Here is an 18,552-nt window from a genome sequence, read left to right as displayed (position 1 = left end):
TTAGTTACCTTTAGGCTCAAGCACGTTTTTCATAATTGCTTTAATTTTGCTTGCTGGTGCGTATAACGCTTCTACATTGTTTTTGTAGTGAGACGTAAATGCGCTTTGCGTGTTTAAATCGCCAAATAAGCTTGTTAGCGATAAAAATGCAAGGTCATCAGTGGCCGTTTTAGCAGCGGCTTCATGTAGCTCGCTTTGCATTGCATCTATTACCTCAAGGGTATTACCTTGCTCATCTTCCCCTTTGTCGCTATAAAAACACCATGCAGCAATAACAAGCGTGGCAAGTGATACATCACGGCCTTGCGCTAGGTTCTCGTTGATAGTAGCAATTAAGAACTTAGGAAGTTTAGCTGCACTTTCTGAACAAATACGCGACAAGCTGTCTTTAATATTTGGGTTAGCAAAGCGCTCTATTAGTGTATCTTTATACACTTCAAGATCGATACCTTCTAACTGCTCAAGGTTAGGCGTTACTTCTTTATCCATAAATGCACGTAAGTACTCAGCAAACAAAGGATCTGATACTGTTTCGTCAATTGTGCCATAACCATGTACAGAGCCTAATAAACCAAGTACTGAGTGACCTGCATTTAATAAACGAATTTTCATGGTCTCAAAAGGTGTTACGTCAGATACAAATTGTGCGCCTACGTTATCCCAATCTGGGCGTCCACAGCAAAATGAGTCTTCAATCACCCATTGTGTAAACGACTCACACGTAATTGGCCATTCATCGCTAACACCATAAGCATCAACAACGTAGTCAATATCGCTCTTTTTAGATACTGGCGTAATACGATCAACCATTGCATTTGGGAACGTAACGTTAGTGGCAATCCACTCGCTTAATTCTTTATCTTGCTCTGCTGCAAAAGCTAAAAGCATTTTGCGCGTTACATTACCGTTGTGCTGAATGTTATCGCACGACTGTACTGTAAACGCATCAAGGCCTTGTTCTTTACGTAGCTTTAACGCAGCAGTAATGTAACCAAACGCCGTGATTGGATCGTTCGGGTTATTAATGTCGTTAATAATGTCTGGGTTTGAGTAATCAAACTCACCGGTTACCGGGTTAAAGTTATAACCGCCTTCGGTAATAGTTAACGACACAATGTGCGTATCGCTATGCGCTAGCTTATTGATAACCGCTTGCTTATCCTCAGGGGCAAATAAAAAGTCAATCATAGAGCCAATAACTTTGTTATCTATTTGCCCGTTTGGGTGTCTTACCGTTAACGTGTAAAGGTAGTCTTGCTGCTTTAAAATATCGCGCAGACCACGGTTACCTTCTAGTAATCCAACACCACAAATACCCCACTGCTCAGCACCTGGCGTTTTTAAAAGCTCGTTAATGTACACGGCTTGGTGAGCACGGTGAAAACCGCCCACACCAATATGAACTATGCCCGCTTTAAGTTTGCTACGGTCGTAGTTTGGTGTATCTACATGGCTTGGCATATCTGCCAAGCTCTGTTGGTTTAGCCCTTTAACAAGAGCGTCAGTGTGCTGGTGTTGCGTCATGGTGCGGCCTTACTAAAACAATATAAAAATTTAAATTAAGATGCAGTATTCAGTGCTTTATGGCGCAATAGCGACCAGTAAGCTGTTGCAAAATAAATAACGGTGCAAATAAAACATGCAATTTCAAACTGAGACTTATTACCAGAGTAAATGCTCATACTTTCACTAAAAAACATTACTTGGCTGGCAAAGCCAAAAATTATAAGTAACGAAATAGTAGAAGCAGCGTTCAACACTTTAGTTAGCATAGAGTTATCAACTACTGGTGCTTGAACATTTTTAGCAAGCTCTGCTTGGTATTCTTTAATGTCTTGCTGCTCTTGCTCTTCTGCTGCAATTTCTTTGGTGTAGTCTTCACCCGCGCCGTATTTTTTAGCAAGCAGCGTGTAAATAACAATAGTGAAGAACCAAGTAGGAATGAATAAGTAATAAAACGACATTACATCAACAGCATTTAAGCCAAAGCCAAACACAAGTGCCAATGCCCAAGAGGCGATGGCCGGAACGCTACGCGTGATGTTTTTGTATTTAGCCCAGTAACGAGTTAAACCAATTTTAGGAAATAAAACATGCTCGGCAAATACAATACCGCCCACAGGCACTACTAATAATCCTGCGTAAGTAAGCAGTGGTAACATTTGCGAGAATACAAACGGGAAACACGCAATTATAACGGTTACAACACCTACAATAGCGGTAGTGCGTTCACGCGATTGGTCAACAAAAATAGACTGTGCCGCAAGGCCTGCACGGTAAAGGTTAGCGTTAGCTGTAGTCCAGCCTGCAATAATTACAATTACAAAACCCGTCCAACCTAATGCGTGGTAAGCAACATCACCCGGATCAAGTGATGAAATAGTTGTTTTAAGTAATACCGCAACACCTGCACCCATAATACCGGCAGAGATCCATGCAATGTAATGACCAAAAAACATACCTACGCCTGAAAACAAACCGTAGCTTTTACGTTTAGCAAATCTAAAGATTGCCATATCAATTAAGCCAAAGTGAGTAATAGAGTTTGCAGCCCATGCAAAACCAATTACTTCTAATAAGCCAATACCTTTTTCGCCATCAGCGTTTGTGCCGGTCCAGATTGATGAATCCCCTATCGCCATAAAGTCGTCAAACCCCGTTAGCGAGGTGACTCCTAATACATGGTTAGAAAGCTCAGGGAACAATGCAAACGAGCCTGCTATAAAAATAACAAATAACCACGGCGCACAAATTTTAGAAAAATCAGCAACCGTTGAAAAACCATACATAGCTACAAACACAACAATTGAGCCAACCGATAAAACAATGGCTACAAAGGCTAGGCTGTTAGGATACCAATCAAGCTGCGCGGGTATATCAAACAAAAACCTGACGGCCGTGGCCGATACGGTGATCATGGCGGCGGATATCACGCTAAATATGACCACGTTTGCCCAGTTATAGAGCTTGGTCATTGAGTTACCGGCAATTTTGTTTAGGTAGTTGTATAAACTTAAACGTGTTTCTACCGCAATTGGAGAGGTAATTAACCACCAAGAACACATTGCTAATAGGTTACCAATTAATAGACCTAATAAAATGTCGATGGTTGATGCGCCTAATGCAACAAAGGTTGCACCAATAACAAATTCGGTTGCTGCAACGTGCTCACCAGCATATAAACCGGCAAAGTGCTTCCAACCGTGAAGCTTGTGATTAGCAACGGGTAGTTGCTCTTCGTTAACATCGCTAAATGTTTGTGTGTGTGGACTTGATGCCATGGTATTTTCCTATTGTTTTAAGCGCAGTATTGAATACCAATTTAAATAAGCGTTTCTTATTTAAATTGATAATTAACTAAATACTGGCCTCTTTATAATACTACTGTAACTACCTAATAATTAATGCTTTTAGCGTTACGCTCTGTCAGTGTTTGAGAGCCTAACGCGTTAATTTATTACTGTGTCTGTAATGCCGGGTACTGATTGTAAAATTCATCCCAGTGCGTTAAGTGTGCAACGTCTGGGTATGCTTGGTGAACAAAGTTCACAGCATCTTGCATATGTCCGCCGCCACTGTAATGCAGCACTTGCATATTAGCGGCAAGTGCAGCGCATACGCCGGCTTTAGAGTCTTCAATCACTAAACAATTTTGTGGCTTAACGCCCATTTGCTCAGCGGCATGTAAAAATAAATCGGGCGCTGGTTTACCATTCTTTACCTCACTTGAGGTAAACACCTTATTAAAGTGCTGCTCAAGGTTTACAACATTCAGTGCTTTAGCTGTGCGCTTAGGGCTACTGCTTGTAGCAATACAACAAGGTACCGCTAGGCGTTGTAAAACTTCTTTAATGCTATTTGTTGGCATTAATGCAGTTTCGAACTCGTTTAATAGTGCTTCTCGGTAATCGGCTTCAAAACTCTCAGCTAGGGTCACGTTAAAAGTATCAAATAAGTTTTGGGTCACTGTTTTAAAGTTACAGCCCAAAAAATATTGTTGTACATAAGCACGGTCAATATTAACGCCAATCTCTGCAAGCATATTTATTAACACTTGTGCGCTTAATATTTCGCTATCTATAACAACGCCATCACAATCAAAAATAACTAATTCAATTTTAGTATTCATATTGCCCCTTTTTATACACCTAGTTTGGTGCAACCTTAACTTGAGCATAAGCCCAGCAAGTGAGCATATTCTCTTTATTGTAATAATAAGTCAACATCTTGTTAGGTTAAAACGCACCAAACTGGTGAATATTTATTCATTAATTATGAAATAGTCTGTATTTTCATTGGTTTCAAAAATGCAATTACGACTAAGGTCGAATATTTCACCCTTCATTGATTAAATTGATTAATGCTATCTACATCCAATCTAATTTTATGATGGCAACAATCTAAACAATCAATTTTACCGAAAATCGTTTTGTTAATACACTCGTTAACAGTTAAACAGCCTGCAACACTGCCGGCACTTTATTAAGACGAGGTCGACAATGAATACTCAAAAAAATACTATTAATAATAAATCTACATTAACGCTGAGTGCGTTAGCACTAGCAATGGCATTACCTGCAAGTGCTGCCACTACACTTACTAAAGACAACGGCGCAGCTGTTGGCGATAACCAAAACTCAATGACTGCTGGCGAGCGCGGCAGTGTATTACTTGAAGACGTACAACTAATTCAAAAGCTACAACGCTTTGCCCGTGAACGTATTCCTGAGCGTGTAGTGCATGCGCGTGGTACCGGTGCACACGGTGTATTTGTTGCATCTAAAGAATTAGACGATTTAACAATTGCAGCGCCATTTGCAGAAGCAGGCAAAGAAACTGACGTATTTGTACGTTTTTCTTCTGTAATTCACTCTAAAGGTAGTCCAGAAACGCTTCGTGACCCACGTGGTTTTGCTACAAAATTTTACACAGACGAAGGCAACTGGGATTTAGTAGGTAACAACTTACCGGTGTTCTTTATTCGTGATGCGATCAAATTCCCAGATATGGTTCACTCGTTAAAGCCATCTCCGGTAGATAACATTCAAGATCCTAACCGCTTTTTTGACTTTTTCTCTTACGAGCCGGGCTCTACTCACATGCTAACGTGGGTTTACAGTGACTACGGTACACCAGCAAGCCTACGTAAAATGGATGGCTGGGGCGTACACGCATACAAAATGATTAATAAATCAGGCGATGTTAAATACGTTAAGTTTCATTGGGTAAGCCAGCAAGGTATAGACAACCTTGATGCTAAAGAAGTAAACGAAGTGCAAGGTAAAGACTTCCAACACTTAACTCGTGACCTTTACAGCGAAATTGGTAAAGGCAACTTCCCTAAGTGGGACCTATACATTAAAACACTTGATCCATCGCAGTTAGATGACTTTGACTACAACCCATTAGATGCAACAAAAATGTGGTTAGACGTGAAAGAAACTAAAGTAGGAACAATGACCTTAAACCGTATGCCAACTAACTTCTTCCAATCTACAGAACAAGTTGCAATGGCACCGGCAAATGTAATTCCAGGTATTGAGCCTTCAGAAGACAGACTATTACAAGGGCGTGTTTTTTCATACGCTGATACACAAATGTACCGCTTAGGTGCTAACCACCAGCAATTGCCAATTAACCGTGCAAAAGTTGAAGTGGTTAACTACAACCAAGACGGCGCAATGAACTACAGTAATACAACTAGTAACGTGAACTACCAACCTAGTCACGAAAATGTTGCAGAAAACCCAATTGCACGCAGAAGTAACACAGAGCTTAAAGGTTACGTACAACAAGCAGCGATTAAAAAGCAGCAAAACTTTGCTCAAGCTGGCGTACTTTACCGTGGCTTTAGTAAGCAAGAGCGTACTAACTTGGTTAACAACTTAGCTGGCGATTTAGGCAAAGTGAAAGACAGTAAAGTTATGCACAAAATGCTTAGCCACTTCTACAAAGCAGACAGCGAATACGGTACACGTTTAACTAAAGCCGTAAATGGTGACATGAAACAAGTTAAGCAACTAGCCGCTAAGCTTTAATAGATTACCCAACCTAGAGGAAGGACCGACTCTCCCTTCCTCTTTTTTTTAAAAGGTAAACCGTATGCGTAAATTACTTATAATATTTACTTTAGTGATGAGCTTTTCAAGCTTTGGTAATGAACAACAAAGCACTGTAAATGAGCCAACAACCGCCCAAACACAGTACGAAAGCCTACTTGCTTATTACTTTGCTGCCGCGCGCACCGACGACACAGCCGTTATTACGCAGTTTGTTGATGCTGGTATTCCTATCAACAGCTACAACAACAAAGGCTACACCGCCCTCATGATTGCCACCTACCATGGTAATAAAAGCACGGTAAATACCTTACTGCAATTAGGTGCTAATGCGTGCCTTGAAGACAACCGCGGTAACACAGCTCTAATGGCCGCAATATTTAGAGGTGAATTTAGCATAGCTAAAACACTTGTTAGCCTTGATTGCGATAACGCACATCAAAACAAAGCAGGCCAAACCGCTGAGCAATTTGCACAAACTTTTGGTCAACAAAAAGTGCTCGACTTACTAGCACAGGTAAATAAACAAAATTAATACGTTATTATTTACCACTCACACTCAGTAATTGAGGAGAGAACACATCAATAATCACAGTGAGTTATATAAAAGTGAGACGCGTTTTATTCAATAACTGTCTCACTCCCTTTTTTAAAAATTAAAAGCGATACGTTACAGATGCACCAAGCGTTTGAGGGTTAACAACAGCCACATAGCCTGTTGGGTAACGCCCGCTAGCAGGTTCTACCGATGTATATGCTTCTTCATCTAAGGCGTTGTTAATATAAGCACTCATTAACCAATGCTCACTATCGTAACTAATTGTGGCACGTGTAATTGTATAACCACCGGCAATACGCTCTTGTGTATTAGTTAAATCACCATAATATTCATCCACATAATTAGCACTTACATTAACCTTTAAGCTATCAGTAAACCAATGCGATAACCCTAAGCTAGCTGTAAGCTCTGGTGCAGAGTTAAGCCCGTTGCCAACTGCATCGCTGTACGTGGCTGATTCATCTATTTTAGTTTTAAGTAACCCAAGCCCTGCATGTAGTTGCCATTGCTCACCTAACATACTGTAGGCTTCAAGCTCTAAACCATAGCTATGTGCATCATCAATATTAGTGATTTTTCTATCTGAGCTTAACGCTTGATACCCGTCAAAGTTATTATAAAAAATGTTCGCGCTAATATTAATATCACCATTATTAAGCACACTGCGCGAGCCTAGCTCGTAGGTGTTTACTGATTCTTGGTCGTAGTAGTAATACTCTTGTGCGGTAAAATCTAACGCGCCGCCACCAGAGTTGTAGCCTCTACGGGCGCTGGCCGATAACGTTGTTTCATCTGTAATTTTGTATTGAATCGCTAATGTAGGTAATTTTATAGTATTGGAATCATCTAGTTGCTCAACTAATCTACTGCCTCCAAAAGCCATATCAAAATTACGAAGCTGCTCTTCGCGCTCTATTCTAAGCCCTGCGGTAAGCGTAAACGCTTTGCTTAACTTAAAGCTTGTTTCTGAATAAATTGCTTTTGAGTCACTGCTGTCGTCACCAAAATAATCTGTTGCGCCTACACTTTTAAAATCTTGATCACGGTCAAAATATGCAATACCCACAAAGCCCGAGTAAAAGTCACTGTTTAAGCCAAAGTTTAGCTTGCTATCAATGGTGATATTTTTTTCATCCATCGACACATCAGACTCAGCACTAGCAAGTGCTTCATATGCTTCGTAGCCCCATTCGTAATCCATATAAGCAAGTAAAATATCGAACGAGAAGTTATCGTTAATTTTATAGCTAATATCTACCTGCGTTGTATCTGACTGCGTATCCATATCGCGCTGAAATAGTGGAATATAATCCGTTGGTTCATCACCTTCAAAATATTTACGGCCGGTATTACCCTCTTCGCTGTACGTTGAATAAGTTAGCTGCACCGATAAGTCTGAAGTTGGGGTATATAATAACTTTGCACGCGTACTACTGGTATTGAGCTCGTTAAGGTTTTTATCCGTTGGGTTAGTTTCGTAGTGTGTTGGGTTGCTAAACGTTTCGCCGTTAACATATTGAGTAGATAAGCGAAATGCGAGTACATCATCAATTAATCCACCCGAAACAACTGCCGCAGTATCGAAGTAGTTGTCTTGGTTTTTGTACCCTACACGCACGGCACCTTCAAAATCTTGTGTGGGTGCTTTGGTTGTCATATAAACAGCACCACCAATACTATTACGACCATTACTAGTAGATTGTGGCCCGCGGTATACCGCAATTTGGTCTATATCCCATAAGCCTGTGTCGCCAGTTAAATCAGCCACAAATGGCTGGCTTACACCATCAACCAATGTTGAAACACGGGCCTTTGAACCACCACTAAACGAATTAAAACCGGTGGCGCCGCCATTGCCCGATACCCCACGCATATCAGGCACGGCACCAGTAAGTACAACCACATTGGCCATTTCGGCTAAAGCGTCAGAAACTGAAGATAGTTGTCCATTTTCTAATAACGATTTATCTACTACCGCTACCGATGTAATTGTATCTTTGAGTGATTTTTCAATTTTTTCACCTGTGACCACAATAGTATCCATTGACTCGCGACTTGTTTGGTCATCGGCAAAAGCTTGGCTTTGAGTAAATATTAAAGAACTCGCAATAAATAAAGACAGTTTATTGCGTTTAAATGAAGCAACCACGGTTATTTCCTTTTATAAATAGTTGATATTGCTGGGGCGAAAAAAAGTAACACAACCACAACGCCATTGCAATTGAGTTTAATTATCATTTACACTAGTATAAACATTAACAACTAACTGCGACCATGCTTCAACTTACTGTTATTTTAATCCTGCTCATTGCTACAACCTTGCTCTATTGCAGCAACCGCCATCAAAGGTTTTTAAAAAAGCCTATATCTAAGCACTGGCGTAAACTTGCAACCCTTCTTTTTATAGCTGCAATCGCTTTAGCTTTTTATATTTTCACCTCTGCTGCGGCCGCATTTTTTATTCTTTTAATGGTTATGCTGGCCTTGATGATCGTTCCATTTACGAGCTTATTTAAAAGTAAGGATATTAACTAATGAGCGCATTACAAAGGCAAAAAATTAAACCAACTTGGCTAGGAAAAAGCCTAGCAGGAGGCCTTTTAGGCTTAGCTCTTGCATTTGTTCTAGTCGCATTTTTTGCCTGGTATGGCCCCGGAGGAATAGATGCACGCGACAAGGTACAATTTAATATGTGGATGATCCCACTAATATGGCTAACTATTTTTAGCTTCACGTATTTATTTAAATCTGCAAAGCAAGCATGGCTAACTCTCGGTGGGCTAAATATAACGCTCTATAGTTTATTTTTAATGTTGGGGCATGGGCTATGAAAGTAAGAGCAGATATTTTACGTACCTACCAAGGTGTTCATACTTGGACTGGGATCATTGCAGGCTTAGTACTTTTTATTGGCTTTTACGCGGGTAGCTTAACTATGTTTAAGTATGAGCTAGCTGATTGGGCAACGCCTGTAAGCGCACCTGTAACTGAGCCAAAAACCAGTGACTACCAAGCCTTAGTAGATAAAGCTATTGTGCAGTACCCTCAGCAAATGAGTAATGGCTTTTCCATAGATTTATTAACTGATCAAGCGCCGCTATCTTGGTACAGCCAAGGTAAAGAGCGAGGAATGGCACTTGATAACCAATTACAGCTTTTACATTTAAATAGTAAAAATGAGCTAGTCATTGAGCAAAAAAGCGAAAGTAAGCTCGCAGATTTAATAGACTATCTGCATCGTACCGCTGGTTTTGCTGGCGAAATTGGGCATGACCAATCAGGTGTATACATACTGGGCATTGCGTCGGTTTTATACTTTTTAGCGTTGGTGTCTGGGGTAATTATTTTATTGCCAACACTTGTAAAAACATTCTTTGCAATCAGAAAAGAAAAAGGTCCAAGCCGCTTTTGGCTCGATAGCCATAATTTAGTGGGGATCGCCAGCTTACCTTTTCACTTAATTATTGCCTTTACCGTTGTTGTGTTTGCTTTTCACGATTTAATTTATGATGGATTGTCGCCATTTTACGACGATAAATCGTTTTTTCAGCGCCCTCCTCCAGCAGCGCACAGTTACCAAATTGAAAACTTACCCAGTATAGAAAAACAGCTTTTAGCAGCAAAAAACTATGCCCCAGGCTATGAGCCAATTCATATTGCATTAAGTCGACTAAATACCAACAGCCCTACAGCAATTGTTAAAATGAGTAACGAAAGCGCAGTCGTTAGAGGCCCAGATACCGACTACTTATTTTTACAGCCGTATACATTAGAAGTCCTTAACTCGAGTTACCCCCAAGGTGAAGAAAGCCACTGGGGTAACATGGTTGCAAGCATCTTTTCGTTGCACTTTGGCACGTATGGAGGTGAATGGGGCCGATGGGGTTACTTTGTAATGGGACTATTTGGTGCGTTCTTATTTTATTCAGGTAATTTATTGTGGTTAGACAAACGTGCTAAAAAAGATGCCAATAAACGCAGTACTCTTTTTATGGCTAATTTAACAATTGGTGTGTGCTTAGGGTCAATAATTGCAGTGGTTGCCACTTTGTTAGTAGGTAAGTGGGTAAACCAATTTACAGCGAATGCAAATTACAGCTATTTATATAGCTACTATATAGTATTTTTTGTTTTTGTTGCTTACGCCTTTAAAAAAGGGTCTCAGCACACAAGTTATTGGGGTTTAGTTAGCCTTGCAGGTTTGTGCTTATGTATGGCGGGCTCTACCCTATTACAAGCCATATCAACAGAGCACTATTTTAAATATTATCAAAGTATTACTGTTGATTTTAGTGCGGTAGTATTTGCACTTATATTTTACTTTAGCGCCAAAAAAGTAAAAGCAAAATCTGCTCATAATACAAGCGCACCAAAGTAGTTTTACAACGGGGTTTAAGCTAACAAATTAAACCCCTTTTACTGCTTTGCCCCATTACAAAACGTCAGCGCTAAACACTTTACAAACCGGTATATCGCCCCCGATTAATTAAGCTTTGCTATAAGCTGTTATTCTATTCTTGCTTAAACTGGTCTAACCAGCTACAGTTTTTGAATTGAGCATTTAAAAAAGCAACAATAAGTAATGAACATACAAGCTTCAAAGCACGTCACTATAACCTGTAACGACAGGCAAACTATAAGCGCACACCTATTTACACCCACCAGCCCTATTAAAGGTGCGGTGATGATTGCCCCCGCAACCGGCATAAAACAACAGTTTTATGCAAACTTTGCTACTTACTTACAGCAACATGGCTTTGGCGTAATTACCTTTGACAACCGAGGTATTGGCCAATCGCTTAACCGCAGTATTAAAAAAAGTAAGGCCACATTACAAACTTGGGGCGAGCAAGACATGCCAGCCGTACTTGAGTATTTGCAAAAAACCTTTCCGGGCACCCGCCATCATTTAGTTGGCCACAGTGCTGGCGGGCAATTAGTCGGGCTTATGCATAATGCAGATCAGTTAAGCTCAGCGTTTAACTTTGCTTGTTCGTCGGGCAAATTAACCAATATGCGCTTGGCGTATCAGGTTAAAGCACAATTTTTTATGAATGGGGTTATTCCGGTGAGTAACGCACTATTTGGCCATACTAAATCGCAGTGGTTTGGCATGGGCGAGCCCCTACCTAAAGGCGTTGCTAAGCAGTGGCAAAAATGGTGTAACGCGCAAGGTTATGTGCAATCTGCATTTGGCGATACCGTATTTCAACACTGTTACAACACCTTAGTTATGCCGTCAATGTGGGTTAATGCCACCGACGACGACATTGCAAATAACGCGAATGTCGCCGATATGCTCTCGGTATTTTCTAAATTAAAAGCGAGTAAGTTAACCTTAAACCCTAAAGACTATGGCTTAAAAGAAATTGGCCATATGAAGTTTTTTAGTAAAAAGTCAGATGGTTTATGGTCACACGCATTAGAGTGGCTAAATAAACACAGCTAAAAAAAGGTTAGGGCGTGTTAATCTTTGATGGTTGAATTTGCAGCAGTATGTTTGGTTTTTAGGCAAGGCAGAGCCTATGAAGTGTGGTTATTCCCCATAAATAGGCGATAACGCAGCATAAATGCCAAACATGCGCTGCCCTTCGGGTTCTGCTTAGGGGCGATAAACTCTTTGTTACTCGGTTTTTACTTATTCTTACATGGATGTAAGCCAGTAGGGTAACGCAGGAGCAGTTACCGAGCCCACTAGGTTACAAACCTCGCGCCGCGATTTAATCGCCCTTAGATTGAACAAATTTCAATCCGCAAGGATCAACACGCCCTAGTTAACTGGGTTTATTTGTTTATTAATTGGCTTCTCACGCGTTACAAAATAGCAAACGAGTGAGCCGCCAGTTACCATTATTACCCCTTGCCAAAATGAGGCACTAAGGGTAATTGATAAATAAAGCGCCGAGATAATAGCCGAAAAAACCGGCGTAAAATACGAAAGCGTACCAAGCAGCATTAAGTTACCGCCAATAATTGCTTGGTTCCAGAGTGCATAACCACTGCCTACCACTATACCTGCTAAAACAAGCGTAATTGTTGCATGTATTGAAAACACCATAGCTGGTTCATCACTTAAACCATATAGCACCCACAAACTTGACGCTGTGGCTATAAAAAACAGCACTATGGCGTTTTTACCATTACTGCTTTTTTGAGTGATTACACAGTATACAGACCAAATAAACGGCGCTACAAAAGCCAATAAATAAGCCGTAGGATTACTTGCAAAGTTGTTGGTAATACTACTAATAGATAAACCACTATCACCGCCAACACACCACGCTACACCAAAAAAGGCGAGCAACATGCCAGGGTAAATCCAAAAACTTACTTTACTACGGTTAACTATAATACTGAGTAAAATAGTAAGCGTGGGCCATAAGTAATTTATAACGGCCATTTCTACTGCTTGGTGGCGATTATTAGCCAGCCCCACAAACAGCGCCAAACACACCTCATAAAGTGCAAATAAAACAGTACCCCAAATAATATAGCGTTTATTAAAACCACCTAATTTTGGCGGCCCCATTACCATAATTAAAAAAAGTGTACTTACGCTGTACATAAGCGCAGCACCACCAATGGGGCCAAATAACTCAGACACATCACGCAGCAAAGCAACTAAACAGCTCCATAATAAAATAGCGGCGATGCCATAAAGTGTATATTTATGATTAGAAAAAAAGCCCATTAACTACCTAAAAGTACTACCTGCATTTAGGGGTACGCTACCAGTAATTATGCGCTTAAACAATTGTTACTAATACTTTTATATAAAATAAAGCAAATTTTAGTAATTGACCTTTCGGTCAGTAAAGTTACAATCAATCAACACCTTAAACTCAGCAACGCCATAATGACCACACAAACAAAGCCAAATAAAAAAGAACTCACCCGAGAGAAAAACCAAAAGTTAATACTCGATGCCGCAGAGCAATTGTTTTCTCAGCTTGGTTACGATGGCGCTAGCATGAGTATGGTTGCCAAAGAGGCATGCGTGCCTAAAGCCAATATTTTATATTACTTTAAAAGTAAAGACGGCCTATACGAAGCCGTAATAGACCGCATAATAGCGCATTGGAACTTAGGGCTAGATAATGTAACCCCTGAGGACGACCCTGCTCATGTGCTTTATAACTACATTAAAAGCAAAGTAATACTTGCCGTTAATCAGCCTTTGCAATCGCGTTTATTTGCCAGCGAAATACTGCGTGGTGCACCGTACCTTCAAAACTACTTTAGAACTAATACACGCCCTTGGGTAAAGCAAAAGGTTGATGTTTTTCAAGCATGGATTGACGCCGATAAAATGGATAACGTTGACCCTTACCATTTATTATTTACCATTTGGTCAACCACACAATACTACGCCGACTTTCAAGCTGAAGTACTGCTAGTTATGAACAAATTAGAATACGATAAAACCGATGTGGCACACATTACGCAGTCAATTGCCCACATTATTTTAAAAGGTATTGGCTTAAAAATACCCGAGCAAAGTGAGGCTTAACCCATGGATAACTTTACAACCCCCGATTTATTTGACGATCACCGCGAGAGCGTACAAGTAGCCGACAGCGGCCTGCGCCATTTTGGTAAAAAAACCACGTTTAGTGGCCAAGCAGTTACCGTTACCTGCCCAGAAGACAATTCATTTGCCGCTGATATACTGCATGAAAACGGCAAGGGCAAAATATTAGTTATTGATGGCTTTGCCAGTAAACGCTTTGCTTTTATAGGCGATATAATGGCAGAGCGCGCATTAAAAAATGGCTGGGAAGGCGTTGTTATTAACGGCTGTTGCCGCGATATAGAAATACTTGCCACTATGGATTTACCCGTAATGGCGCTTGGCTCAACTCCGCGTAGTACTTTAAAGCGTGGGTTTGGTGATAAAAACCAAACAGTAACTATGCTTAGCACCACAATTAAGCCAAATGATTGGTTATACGCCGATGTAAACGGCTTAATAATTAGCCCAAACGCACTATTGTAAACCCCCGACTTACAACCAAGATGGTGCAAACACGCACCAACTTGGTGTATTTTCACCTCTAAATTGCGCCCTCTTTATTGCTTAAATTTTTATAAACACCATACAAACCCATAAAAACCTGACCGAGCGGACAACTTTATTGTATTTGGCATTGCTTTTGCTTAGCTTTTAGGCAATATAATAAGCTAACCGATTAAAAAGCGGATCAGGCTCTGTAAAATAAAAATAAGATGTTACGCAGTGAGCTGAAAAATAATAATAATTAATTCGTCTTTTTAATCACCCTAAATCTGATTATAACCAGTTGGTCAGATTTACTTTATAACGAGTGGTGATATGAGTACCAAAACACATAATAATTTTACCGGTATTTTTTGTGACCATGGCCCAAAAGCATGGCAAACACACACCCACGGCGCACTTATCAATAAGCGCCTTGCAGTAAAAGATGTATTTGCTGTTAAAGGTGAGCGCAACAGCGCAGGTAACCCTAATTGGTTTAAAGCAGCAAAACCTGCCCAGCAAACAGCAAGTGCGGTAAATAAGTTAATGAACGAGGGTTGTAGCTTTACAGGCTTTACCCACACCGATGAGCTTGCTTACAGCTTAGAGGGAAATAACATTCACTATGGGGCGGCACAAAACCCAAAACTTAGCGGTCATGCAAGTGGCGGTTCGAGTATGGGATCGGCGGCCGCCGTTGCTGCTAACTTAGCCGATATTGGCTTAGGTACCGATACTGGCGGCTCTATTAGAATACCCGCAAGTTACTGCGGCTTATTTGGTATAAGACCCAGCCATAACGTGATTGAAAAAGACGGCCTAATTCCGCTAGCTCCCCCTTTTGATACCATTGGCTGGCTTACCCAAAGTGCAGAACTACTAAGCGATGTAGGCAATGTACTGTTACCAAATCAAGCTATTAATAACGTTGATACTTTAGTAATTTGTGAGCCGTTATTTGAGCTAGTAAGCCCTGCTTTACAAACACCTATTAAGCAACTACTTGAAAAAACCAAGCCTTATTTTAAGCACCATAAAGAATTTGAACTGCCTAATAGCAACTTATTAAGCGAACTCGCTGATAGCTTTAGAATATTGCAAGGGCGCGCAATAGCTAAAACGCATAAAGATTGGCTTCAATTGCCAGGGCAACTTCCCCAGTTTGCTCCGGCAATTGCGGCACGTTTTAAAATGGCACTGGCACTAACCGCCCAAGAAGAGCAAGAAGCACTAAAAGTACAAACTCAGTGGCAAACACTAATAACTAAAAACCTAAACACAAAAAGTTGTTTATTTTTGCCAACCACACCCACAACCGCACCTAAATTGGGCACCAACACAAGCGCCTTACGTATGCAAATTATAACTTTATCTGCCATTGCGGGCTTGAGCCGCTCGGCGCAAGTTCACTTACCATTGGCTAATTTAGAAAATGGCCACCCATATGGGTTTTCATTAATGATGAGCCACGGCAACGATAAAAGCCTACTTGCCTGCGTACAACAATTAGCTGCACACTTTAAACAGGACACACCTGCATGAGCACACACAACATTGCATTTACTGCCCCGCACTTTTCAGCGACCGAGGCAGGCACCTTTATACTAAAACAAGGCGGTACAGCCACAGAAGCAATGGTAGCGGCAGCGGCTGCGATTAGCGTGGTTTACCCACATATGAACTCGATTGGCGGCGACAGCTTTTGGCTTATTGATAACCCAAACCAAAGCCACCCTACCGCAATTGATGCATGCGGGCGCGCACCAAGTGACATAAGTGCCTACAGCAATGAGCCACACATACCAGAGCGAGGTGGTTTAAGCGCATTGACTCAAGCGGCTACGCTTCGTGGCTGGCAAAAAGCACTTGAGGTAGATAAGCACGCAGCATTGCCACTAAGTACTATTTTAGCGCCTGCTATTAAGCTTGCCCGCGAAGGTTTTACTGTTACAAAAAGCCTGCAAGCGGGCTGCGAAAAACTGGCAAGTGTTGCCAATACTAACGATGCCTTTAAAGCGCTATACATCCCCAACGGTAAACCTTTACAAGCAGGGCAACACTTTAAAAATCCAAAACTTGCCAATACCTTTGAGCACTTAGCCGAGCATGGCTTAAACGCTTTTTACCAAGGGCCGTTAGCAGAGTCGTTTGCAAACGATTTAGCTGCCGCAGGCAGTGCAATTACACGCGCAGATATTGCCAATACTCAGGCCGATTTAGTAACGCCGCTCAGTGCTAATTTATCGGGCATACAGTGTTATAACTTGCCCGCCCCCACACAAGGCGTGCATTCTTTGCAAATAATTGGCGCTGTTAATAAACTAAAACATTTAGCCAAAACAGAGGCTGATTGGATGCACTTAATTGTTGAGGCAACCAAACAAAGCTTTACCCACCGCCCTACACTTTGGGCCGACCCAGATGCGCTTGGCGATGATTATAAAAACGCACTAACTGATGAGCGCTTAAATGCGCTTGCCAGCAATATAGATATGAGCCAAGCCAAGCAATGGCCATTTAATGCAGAGCCAGGCGATACCGTTTGGATGGCAGCACGTGATAAAAACGGCCAACTCGTGAGCTTTATTCAAAGTGTTTACTGGGAATTTGGTAGCGGCATTTTGATGAGCGAAGGTGGCTTTGTGTGGAATAACCGCGGTTTAAGTTTTAGTTTAAATAGCAACGATGCCAATGCCTTAAAAGCGCATAAAAAACCGGCTCATACACTTAACCCTGCTTTAGCAAAATTTGACGATGGCAGGCGCCTTGCCTACGGCACCATGGGCGGTGAAGGGCAACCTCAAACACAAGCCGCAGTATTTACAGGTTACGCGTGGCGTAATAAATCGATTAACCAAGCGGTGAGCGACCCGCGCTGGTTACTTGGCCGTACATGGGGCGACACCAGCACTAATTTAAAAGTAGAGCAAACCCTAGCCTCAAAAATTAAACATGAATTAAATCAACGTGACCACGACTGGGTAAGCGTTGATAATAACAATGAAATGATGGGCCACGCGGGTGCAATTTTAGATACGCCTACCAGCCTTGAAGCAGCAACCGATCCTCGTTCAGATGGTCGTGCAACAGTAACTACAGCAGGAACACAATGACAGAAATAATAAACCAATGGCCCATTATTGTGGCCTTAATAGCAACCGGCATTTTTGCAGGTATTTTAGCAGGCCTATTTGGTGTAGGCGGCGGCATAGTAATTGTGCCTGTGCTGTACTTTTTATTGCAAGGTTTTGGTGTAAGCCCTGAGTCGGCCATGATGATAGCAACCGCGACATCGCTTGCCACCATAGTGCCTACGTCTATTTCGTCTATTCGCTCGCACCATGCAAAGGGCAACATTGACCTTGCTTTAATTAAATACTGGGCGCCGTTTATTTTAGTAATGGCCGTTGTAGGCAGCTACTTAGCGCACACAATACGCGGTAATGCACTGGTACTTATGTTTGCTTGTATTGCTATTTTAGTTAGCCTTAACATGTTATTTAGAGCCGGCGCCCCTGCCCTTGTAAGTAAGTTACCGGGTAAATTTGGCCAAGGCATAATGGCAAGTATTGTTGGTGGCTTATCGGTCATGATCGGCATAGGCGGTGGTACAATTGGTGTACCCATGCTAAACGCATTTAACGTACGTGCCCATGTTGCTGTAGGCACTGCAGCCGTATTTGGCTTACTTATTGCGCTACCAGGCGTAATTACCTTATTAAGTATTGGCACAACGCCAACCGATGCTCCCCTAGGTACGTGGGGGTTAGTTAACCTCCCTGCCTTTTTTCTTATTATTCCGCTGACTATTTTGTTTGCGCCTATTGGCGTAAAAATTGGTAGCAAGCTGGATCAAAAACAATTAAAACGCGCTTTTGCCGTTGTCTTAATGATAACGGGTATTCGCATGCTTATTCAGACTCTGGGAGCCTAAA

General features: G+C 41.5%; 16 protein-coding genes. 11 read left to right on the top strand and 5 right to left on the bottom strand.

Annotated features, from left to right (window positions below; translation table 11 throughout):
• The 3 genes from ALFOR1_RS18000 to ALFOR1_RS17990 form a co-directional block, all read right to left on the bottom strand.
• Positions 1-1,524, bottom strand: a complete 1,524-nt coding sequence (locus ALFOR1_RS18000; protein WP_058549969.1) for a mannitol dehydrogenase family protein — start codon at positions 1,522-1,524, stop codon at positions 1-3.
• Between the two features lie 35 nt (positions 1,525-1,559).
• On the bottom strand, positions 1,560-3,281 hold the full coding sequence (locus tag ALFOR1_RS17995; protein WP_058549970.1) for a purine-cytosine permease family protein: 1,722 nt from the start codon (positions 3,279-3,281) through the stop codon (positions 1,560-1,562).
• Between the two features lie 176 nt (positions 3,282-3,457).
• Complete coding sequence (locus ALFOR1_RS17990; protein WP_058549971.1) at positions 3,458-4,129, bottom strand: HAD family hydrolase; 672 nt, start codon at positions 4,127-4,129, stop codon at positions 3,458-3,460.
• Positions 4,130-4,499: 370 nt separating this feature from the next.
• Here ALFOR1_RS17990 and ALFOR1_RS17985 point away from each other — a divergent pair, with 370 nt between their 5' ends.
• Both ALFOR1_RS17985 and ALFOR1_RS17980 read left to right on the top strand, forming a co-directional pair.
• Positions 4,500-6,038: a catalase gene (locus ALFOR1_RS17985; RefSeq protein ID WP_104643922.1), complete on the top strand. Its 1,539-nt coding sequence runs from the start codon at positions 4,500-4,502 to the stop codon at positions 6,036-6,038.
• 64 nt (positions 6,039-6,102) lie between these two features.
• Positions 6,103-6,594 (top strand): ankyrin repeat domain-containing protein, encoded by a 492-nt coding sequence (locus ALFOR1_RS17980; protein ID WP_058549973.1) that lies wholly within the window; start codon positions 6,103-6,105, stop codon positions 6,592-6,594.
• A 121-nt stretch (positions 6,595-6,715) separates the two neighbouring features.
• On the opposite strand, the gene ALFOR1_RS17975 is transcribed toward ALFOR1_RS17980, so the two are convergent.
• Positions 6,716-8,767, bottom strand: coding sequence for a TonB-dependent receptor (locus tag ALFOR1_RS17975; protein ID WP_104643921.1), 2,052 nt, complete (start codon positions 8,765-8,767; stop codon positions 6,716-6,718).
• A gap of 125 nt (positions 8,768-8,892) precedes the next feature.
• Between ALFOR1_RS17975 and ALFOR1_RS17970 the strand changes: the two genes are divergently transcribed.
• The 4 genes from ALFOR1_RS17970 (at position 8,893) to ALFOR1_RS17955 (ending at position 12,067) form a co-directional block, all read left to right on the top strand.
• Positions 8,893-9,153 (top strand): hypothetical protein, encoded by a 261-nt coding sequence (locus ALFOR1_RS17970; protein WP_104643920.1) that lies wholly within the window; start codon positions 8,893-8,895, stop codon positions 9,151-9,153.
• Positions 9,153-9,449, top strand: coding sequence for a hypothetical protein (locus ALFOR1_RS17965; protein WP_058549976.1), 297 nt, complete (start codon positions 9,153-9,155; stop codon positions 9,447-9,449). Before ALFOR1_RS17970 ends, ALFOR1_RS17965 begins: the two co-directional genes overlap by 1 nt.
• Entirely contained in the window at positions 9,446-10,996 is a 1,551-nt protein-coding gene (locus tag ALFOR1_RS17960) for a PepSY-associated TM helix domain-containing protein (protein WP_104643919.1), read from the top strand. The genes ALFOR1_RS17965 and ALFOR1_RS17960 overlap by 4 nt, the downstream gene beginning before the upstream one ends.
• A gap of 204 nt (positions 10,997-11,200) precedes the next feature.
• The gene (locus ALFOR1_RS17955) at positions 11,201-12,067 is read left to right on the top strand and encodes an alpha/beta hydrolase family protein (RefSeq protein ID WP_058549978.1); all 867 of its coding nucleotides are present in this window, start codon (positions 11,201-11,203) and stop codon (positions 12,065-12,067) included.
• A gap of 321 nt (positions 12,068-12,388) precedes the next feature.
• Here ALFOR1_RS17955 and yddG read toward each other — a convergent pair whose 3' ends face one another.
• Complete coding sequence (gene yddG, locus ALFOR1_RS17950) at positions 12,389-13,309, bottom strand: aromatic amino acid DMT transporter YddG (protein ID WP_104643918.1); 921 nt, start codon at positions 13,307-13,309, stop codon at positions 12,389-12,391.
• Positions 13,310-13,474: 165 nt separating this feature from the next.
• Between yddG and ALFOR1_RS17945 the strand changes: the two genes are divergently transcribed.
• The 5 genes from ALFOR1_RS17945 to ALFOR1_RS17925 all read left to right on the top strand — a co-directional run bounded on the left by ALFOR1_RS17945 (position 13,475) and on the right by ALFOR1_RS17925 (position 18,551).
• On the top strand, positions 13,475-14,128 hold the full coding sequence (locus ALFOR1_RS17945) for a TetR/AcrR family transcriptional regulator (RefSeq protein WP_104644175.1): 654 nt from the start codon (positions 13,475-13,477) through the stop codon (positions 14,126-14,128).
• 3 nt (positions 14,129-14,131) lie between these two features.
• Positions 14,132-14,614 (top strand): putative 4-hydroxy-4-methyl-2-oxoglutarate aldolase, encoded by a 483-nt coding sequence (locus tag ALFOR1_RS17940; protein ID WP_104643917.1) that lies wholly within the window; start codon positions 14,132-14,134, stop codon positions 14,612-14,614.
• 336 nt (positions 14,615-14,950) lie between these two features.
• The gene (locus tag ALFOR1_RS17935) at positions 14,951-16,159 is read left to right on the top strand and encodes an amidase family protein (RefSeq protein ID WP_058549982.1); all 1,209 of its coding nucleotides are present in this window, start codon (positions 14,951-14,953) and stop codon (positions 16,157-16,159) included.
• Positions 16,156-17,730 carry a gamma-glutamyltransferase family protein gene (locus tag ALFOR1_RS17930; protein ID WP_104643916.1) on the top strand — a complete coding sequence of 525 codons (1,575 nt, stop codon included), beginning with the start codon at positions 16,156-16,158 and terminating at the stop codon, positions 17,728-17,730. The genes ALFOR1_RS17935 and ALFOR1_RS17930 overlap by 4 nt, the downstream gene beginning before the upstream one ends.
• Positions 17,727-18,551, top strand: coding sequence for a sulfite exporter TauE/SafE family protein (locus tag ALFOR1_RS17925; RefSeq protein WP_058549984.1), 825 nt, complete (start codon positions 17,727-17,729; stop codon positions 18,549-18,551). Before ALFOR1_RS17930 ends, ALFOR1_RS17925 begins: the two co-directional genes overlap by 4 nt.
• Position 18,552: the final 1 nt, after the last annotated feature.

The sequence above is a fragment of the Pseudoalteromonas carrageenovora IAM 12662 genome, assembly GCF_900239935.1.
Lineage (GTDB): Bacteria > Pseudomonadota > Gammaproteobacteria > Enterobacterales > Alteromonadaceae > Pseudoalteromonas > Pseudoalteromonas carrageenovora.
The sequence above is the reverse complement of the archived record's forward strand: the minus strand, read 5'-3'. Positions and strand labels throughout refer to the sequence as shown.

What these genes read in the sequence shown, in the direction of transcription:
- ALFOR1_RS17995 (WP_058549970.1), bottom strand. Translation starts at nt 3,281, where the DNA reads ATGGCATCAAGTCCACACACACAAACATTTAGCGATGTTAACGAAGAG.
- ALFOR1_RS17935 (WP_058549982.1), top strand. Translation starts at nt 14,951, where the DNA reads ATGAGTACCAAAACACATAATAATTTTACCGGTATTTTTTGTGACCAT.
- ALFOR1_RS17980 (WP_058549973.1), top strand. Translation starts at nt 6,103, where the DNA reads ATGCGTAAATTACTTATAATATTTACTTTAGTGATGAGCTTTTCAAGC.
- yddG (WP_104643918.1), bottom strand. Translation starts at nt 13,309, where the DNA reads ATGGGCTTTTTTTCTAATCATAAATATACACTTTATGGCATCGCCGCT.
- ALFOR1_RS17955 (WP_058549978.1), top strand. Translation starts at nt 11,201, where the DNA reads ATGAACATACAAGCTTCAAAGCACGTCACTATAACCTGTAACGACAGG.
- ALFOR1_RS17990 (WP_058549971.1), bottom strand. Translation starts at nt 4,129, where the DNA reads ATGAATACTAAAATTGAATTAGTTATTTTTGATTGTGATGGCGTTGTT.
- ALFOR1_RS17925 (WP_058549984.1), top strand. Translation starts at nt 17,727, where the DNA reads ATGACAGAAATAATAAACCAATGGCCCATTATTGTGGCCTTAATAGCA.
- ALFOR1_RS17965 (WP_058549976.1), top strand. Translation starts at nt 9,153, where the DNA reads ATGAGCGCATTACAAAGGCAAAAAATTAAACCAACTTGGCTAGGAAAA.
- ALFOR1_RS17940 (WP_104643917.1), top strand. Translation starts at nt 14,132, where the DNA reads ATGGATAACTTTACAACCCCCGATTTATTTGACGATCACCGCGAGAGC.
- ALFOR1_RS17985 (WP_104643922.1), top strand. Translation starts at nt 4,500, where the DNA reads ATGAATACTCAAAAAAATACTATTAATAATAAATCTACATTAACGCTG.
- ALFOR1_RS17930 (WP_104643916.1), top strand. Translation starts at nt 16,156, where the DNA reads ATGAGCACACACAACATTGCATTTACTGCCCCGCACTTTTCAGCGACC.
- ALFOR1_RS18000 (WP_058549969.1), bottom strand. Translation starts at nt 1,524, where the DNA reads ATGACGCAACACCAGCACACTGACGCTCTTGTTAAAGGGCTAAACCAA.
- ALFOR1_RS17970 (WP_104643920.1), top strand. Translation starts at nt 8,893, where the DNA reads ATGCTTCAACTTACTGTTATTTTAATCCTGCTCATTGCTACAACCTTG.
- ALFOR1_RS17960 (WP_104643919.1), top strand. Translation starts at nt 9,446, where the DNA reads ATGAAAGTAAGAGCAGATATTTTACGTACCTACCAAGGTGTTCATACT.
- ALFOR1_RS17945 (WP_104644175.1), top strand. Translation starts at nt 13,475, where the DNA reads ATGACCACACAAACAAAGCCAAATAAAAAAGAACTCACCCGAGAGAAA.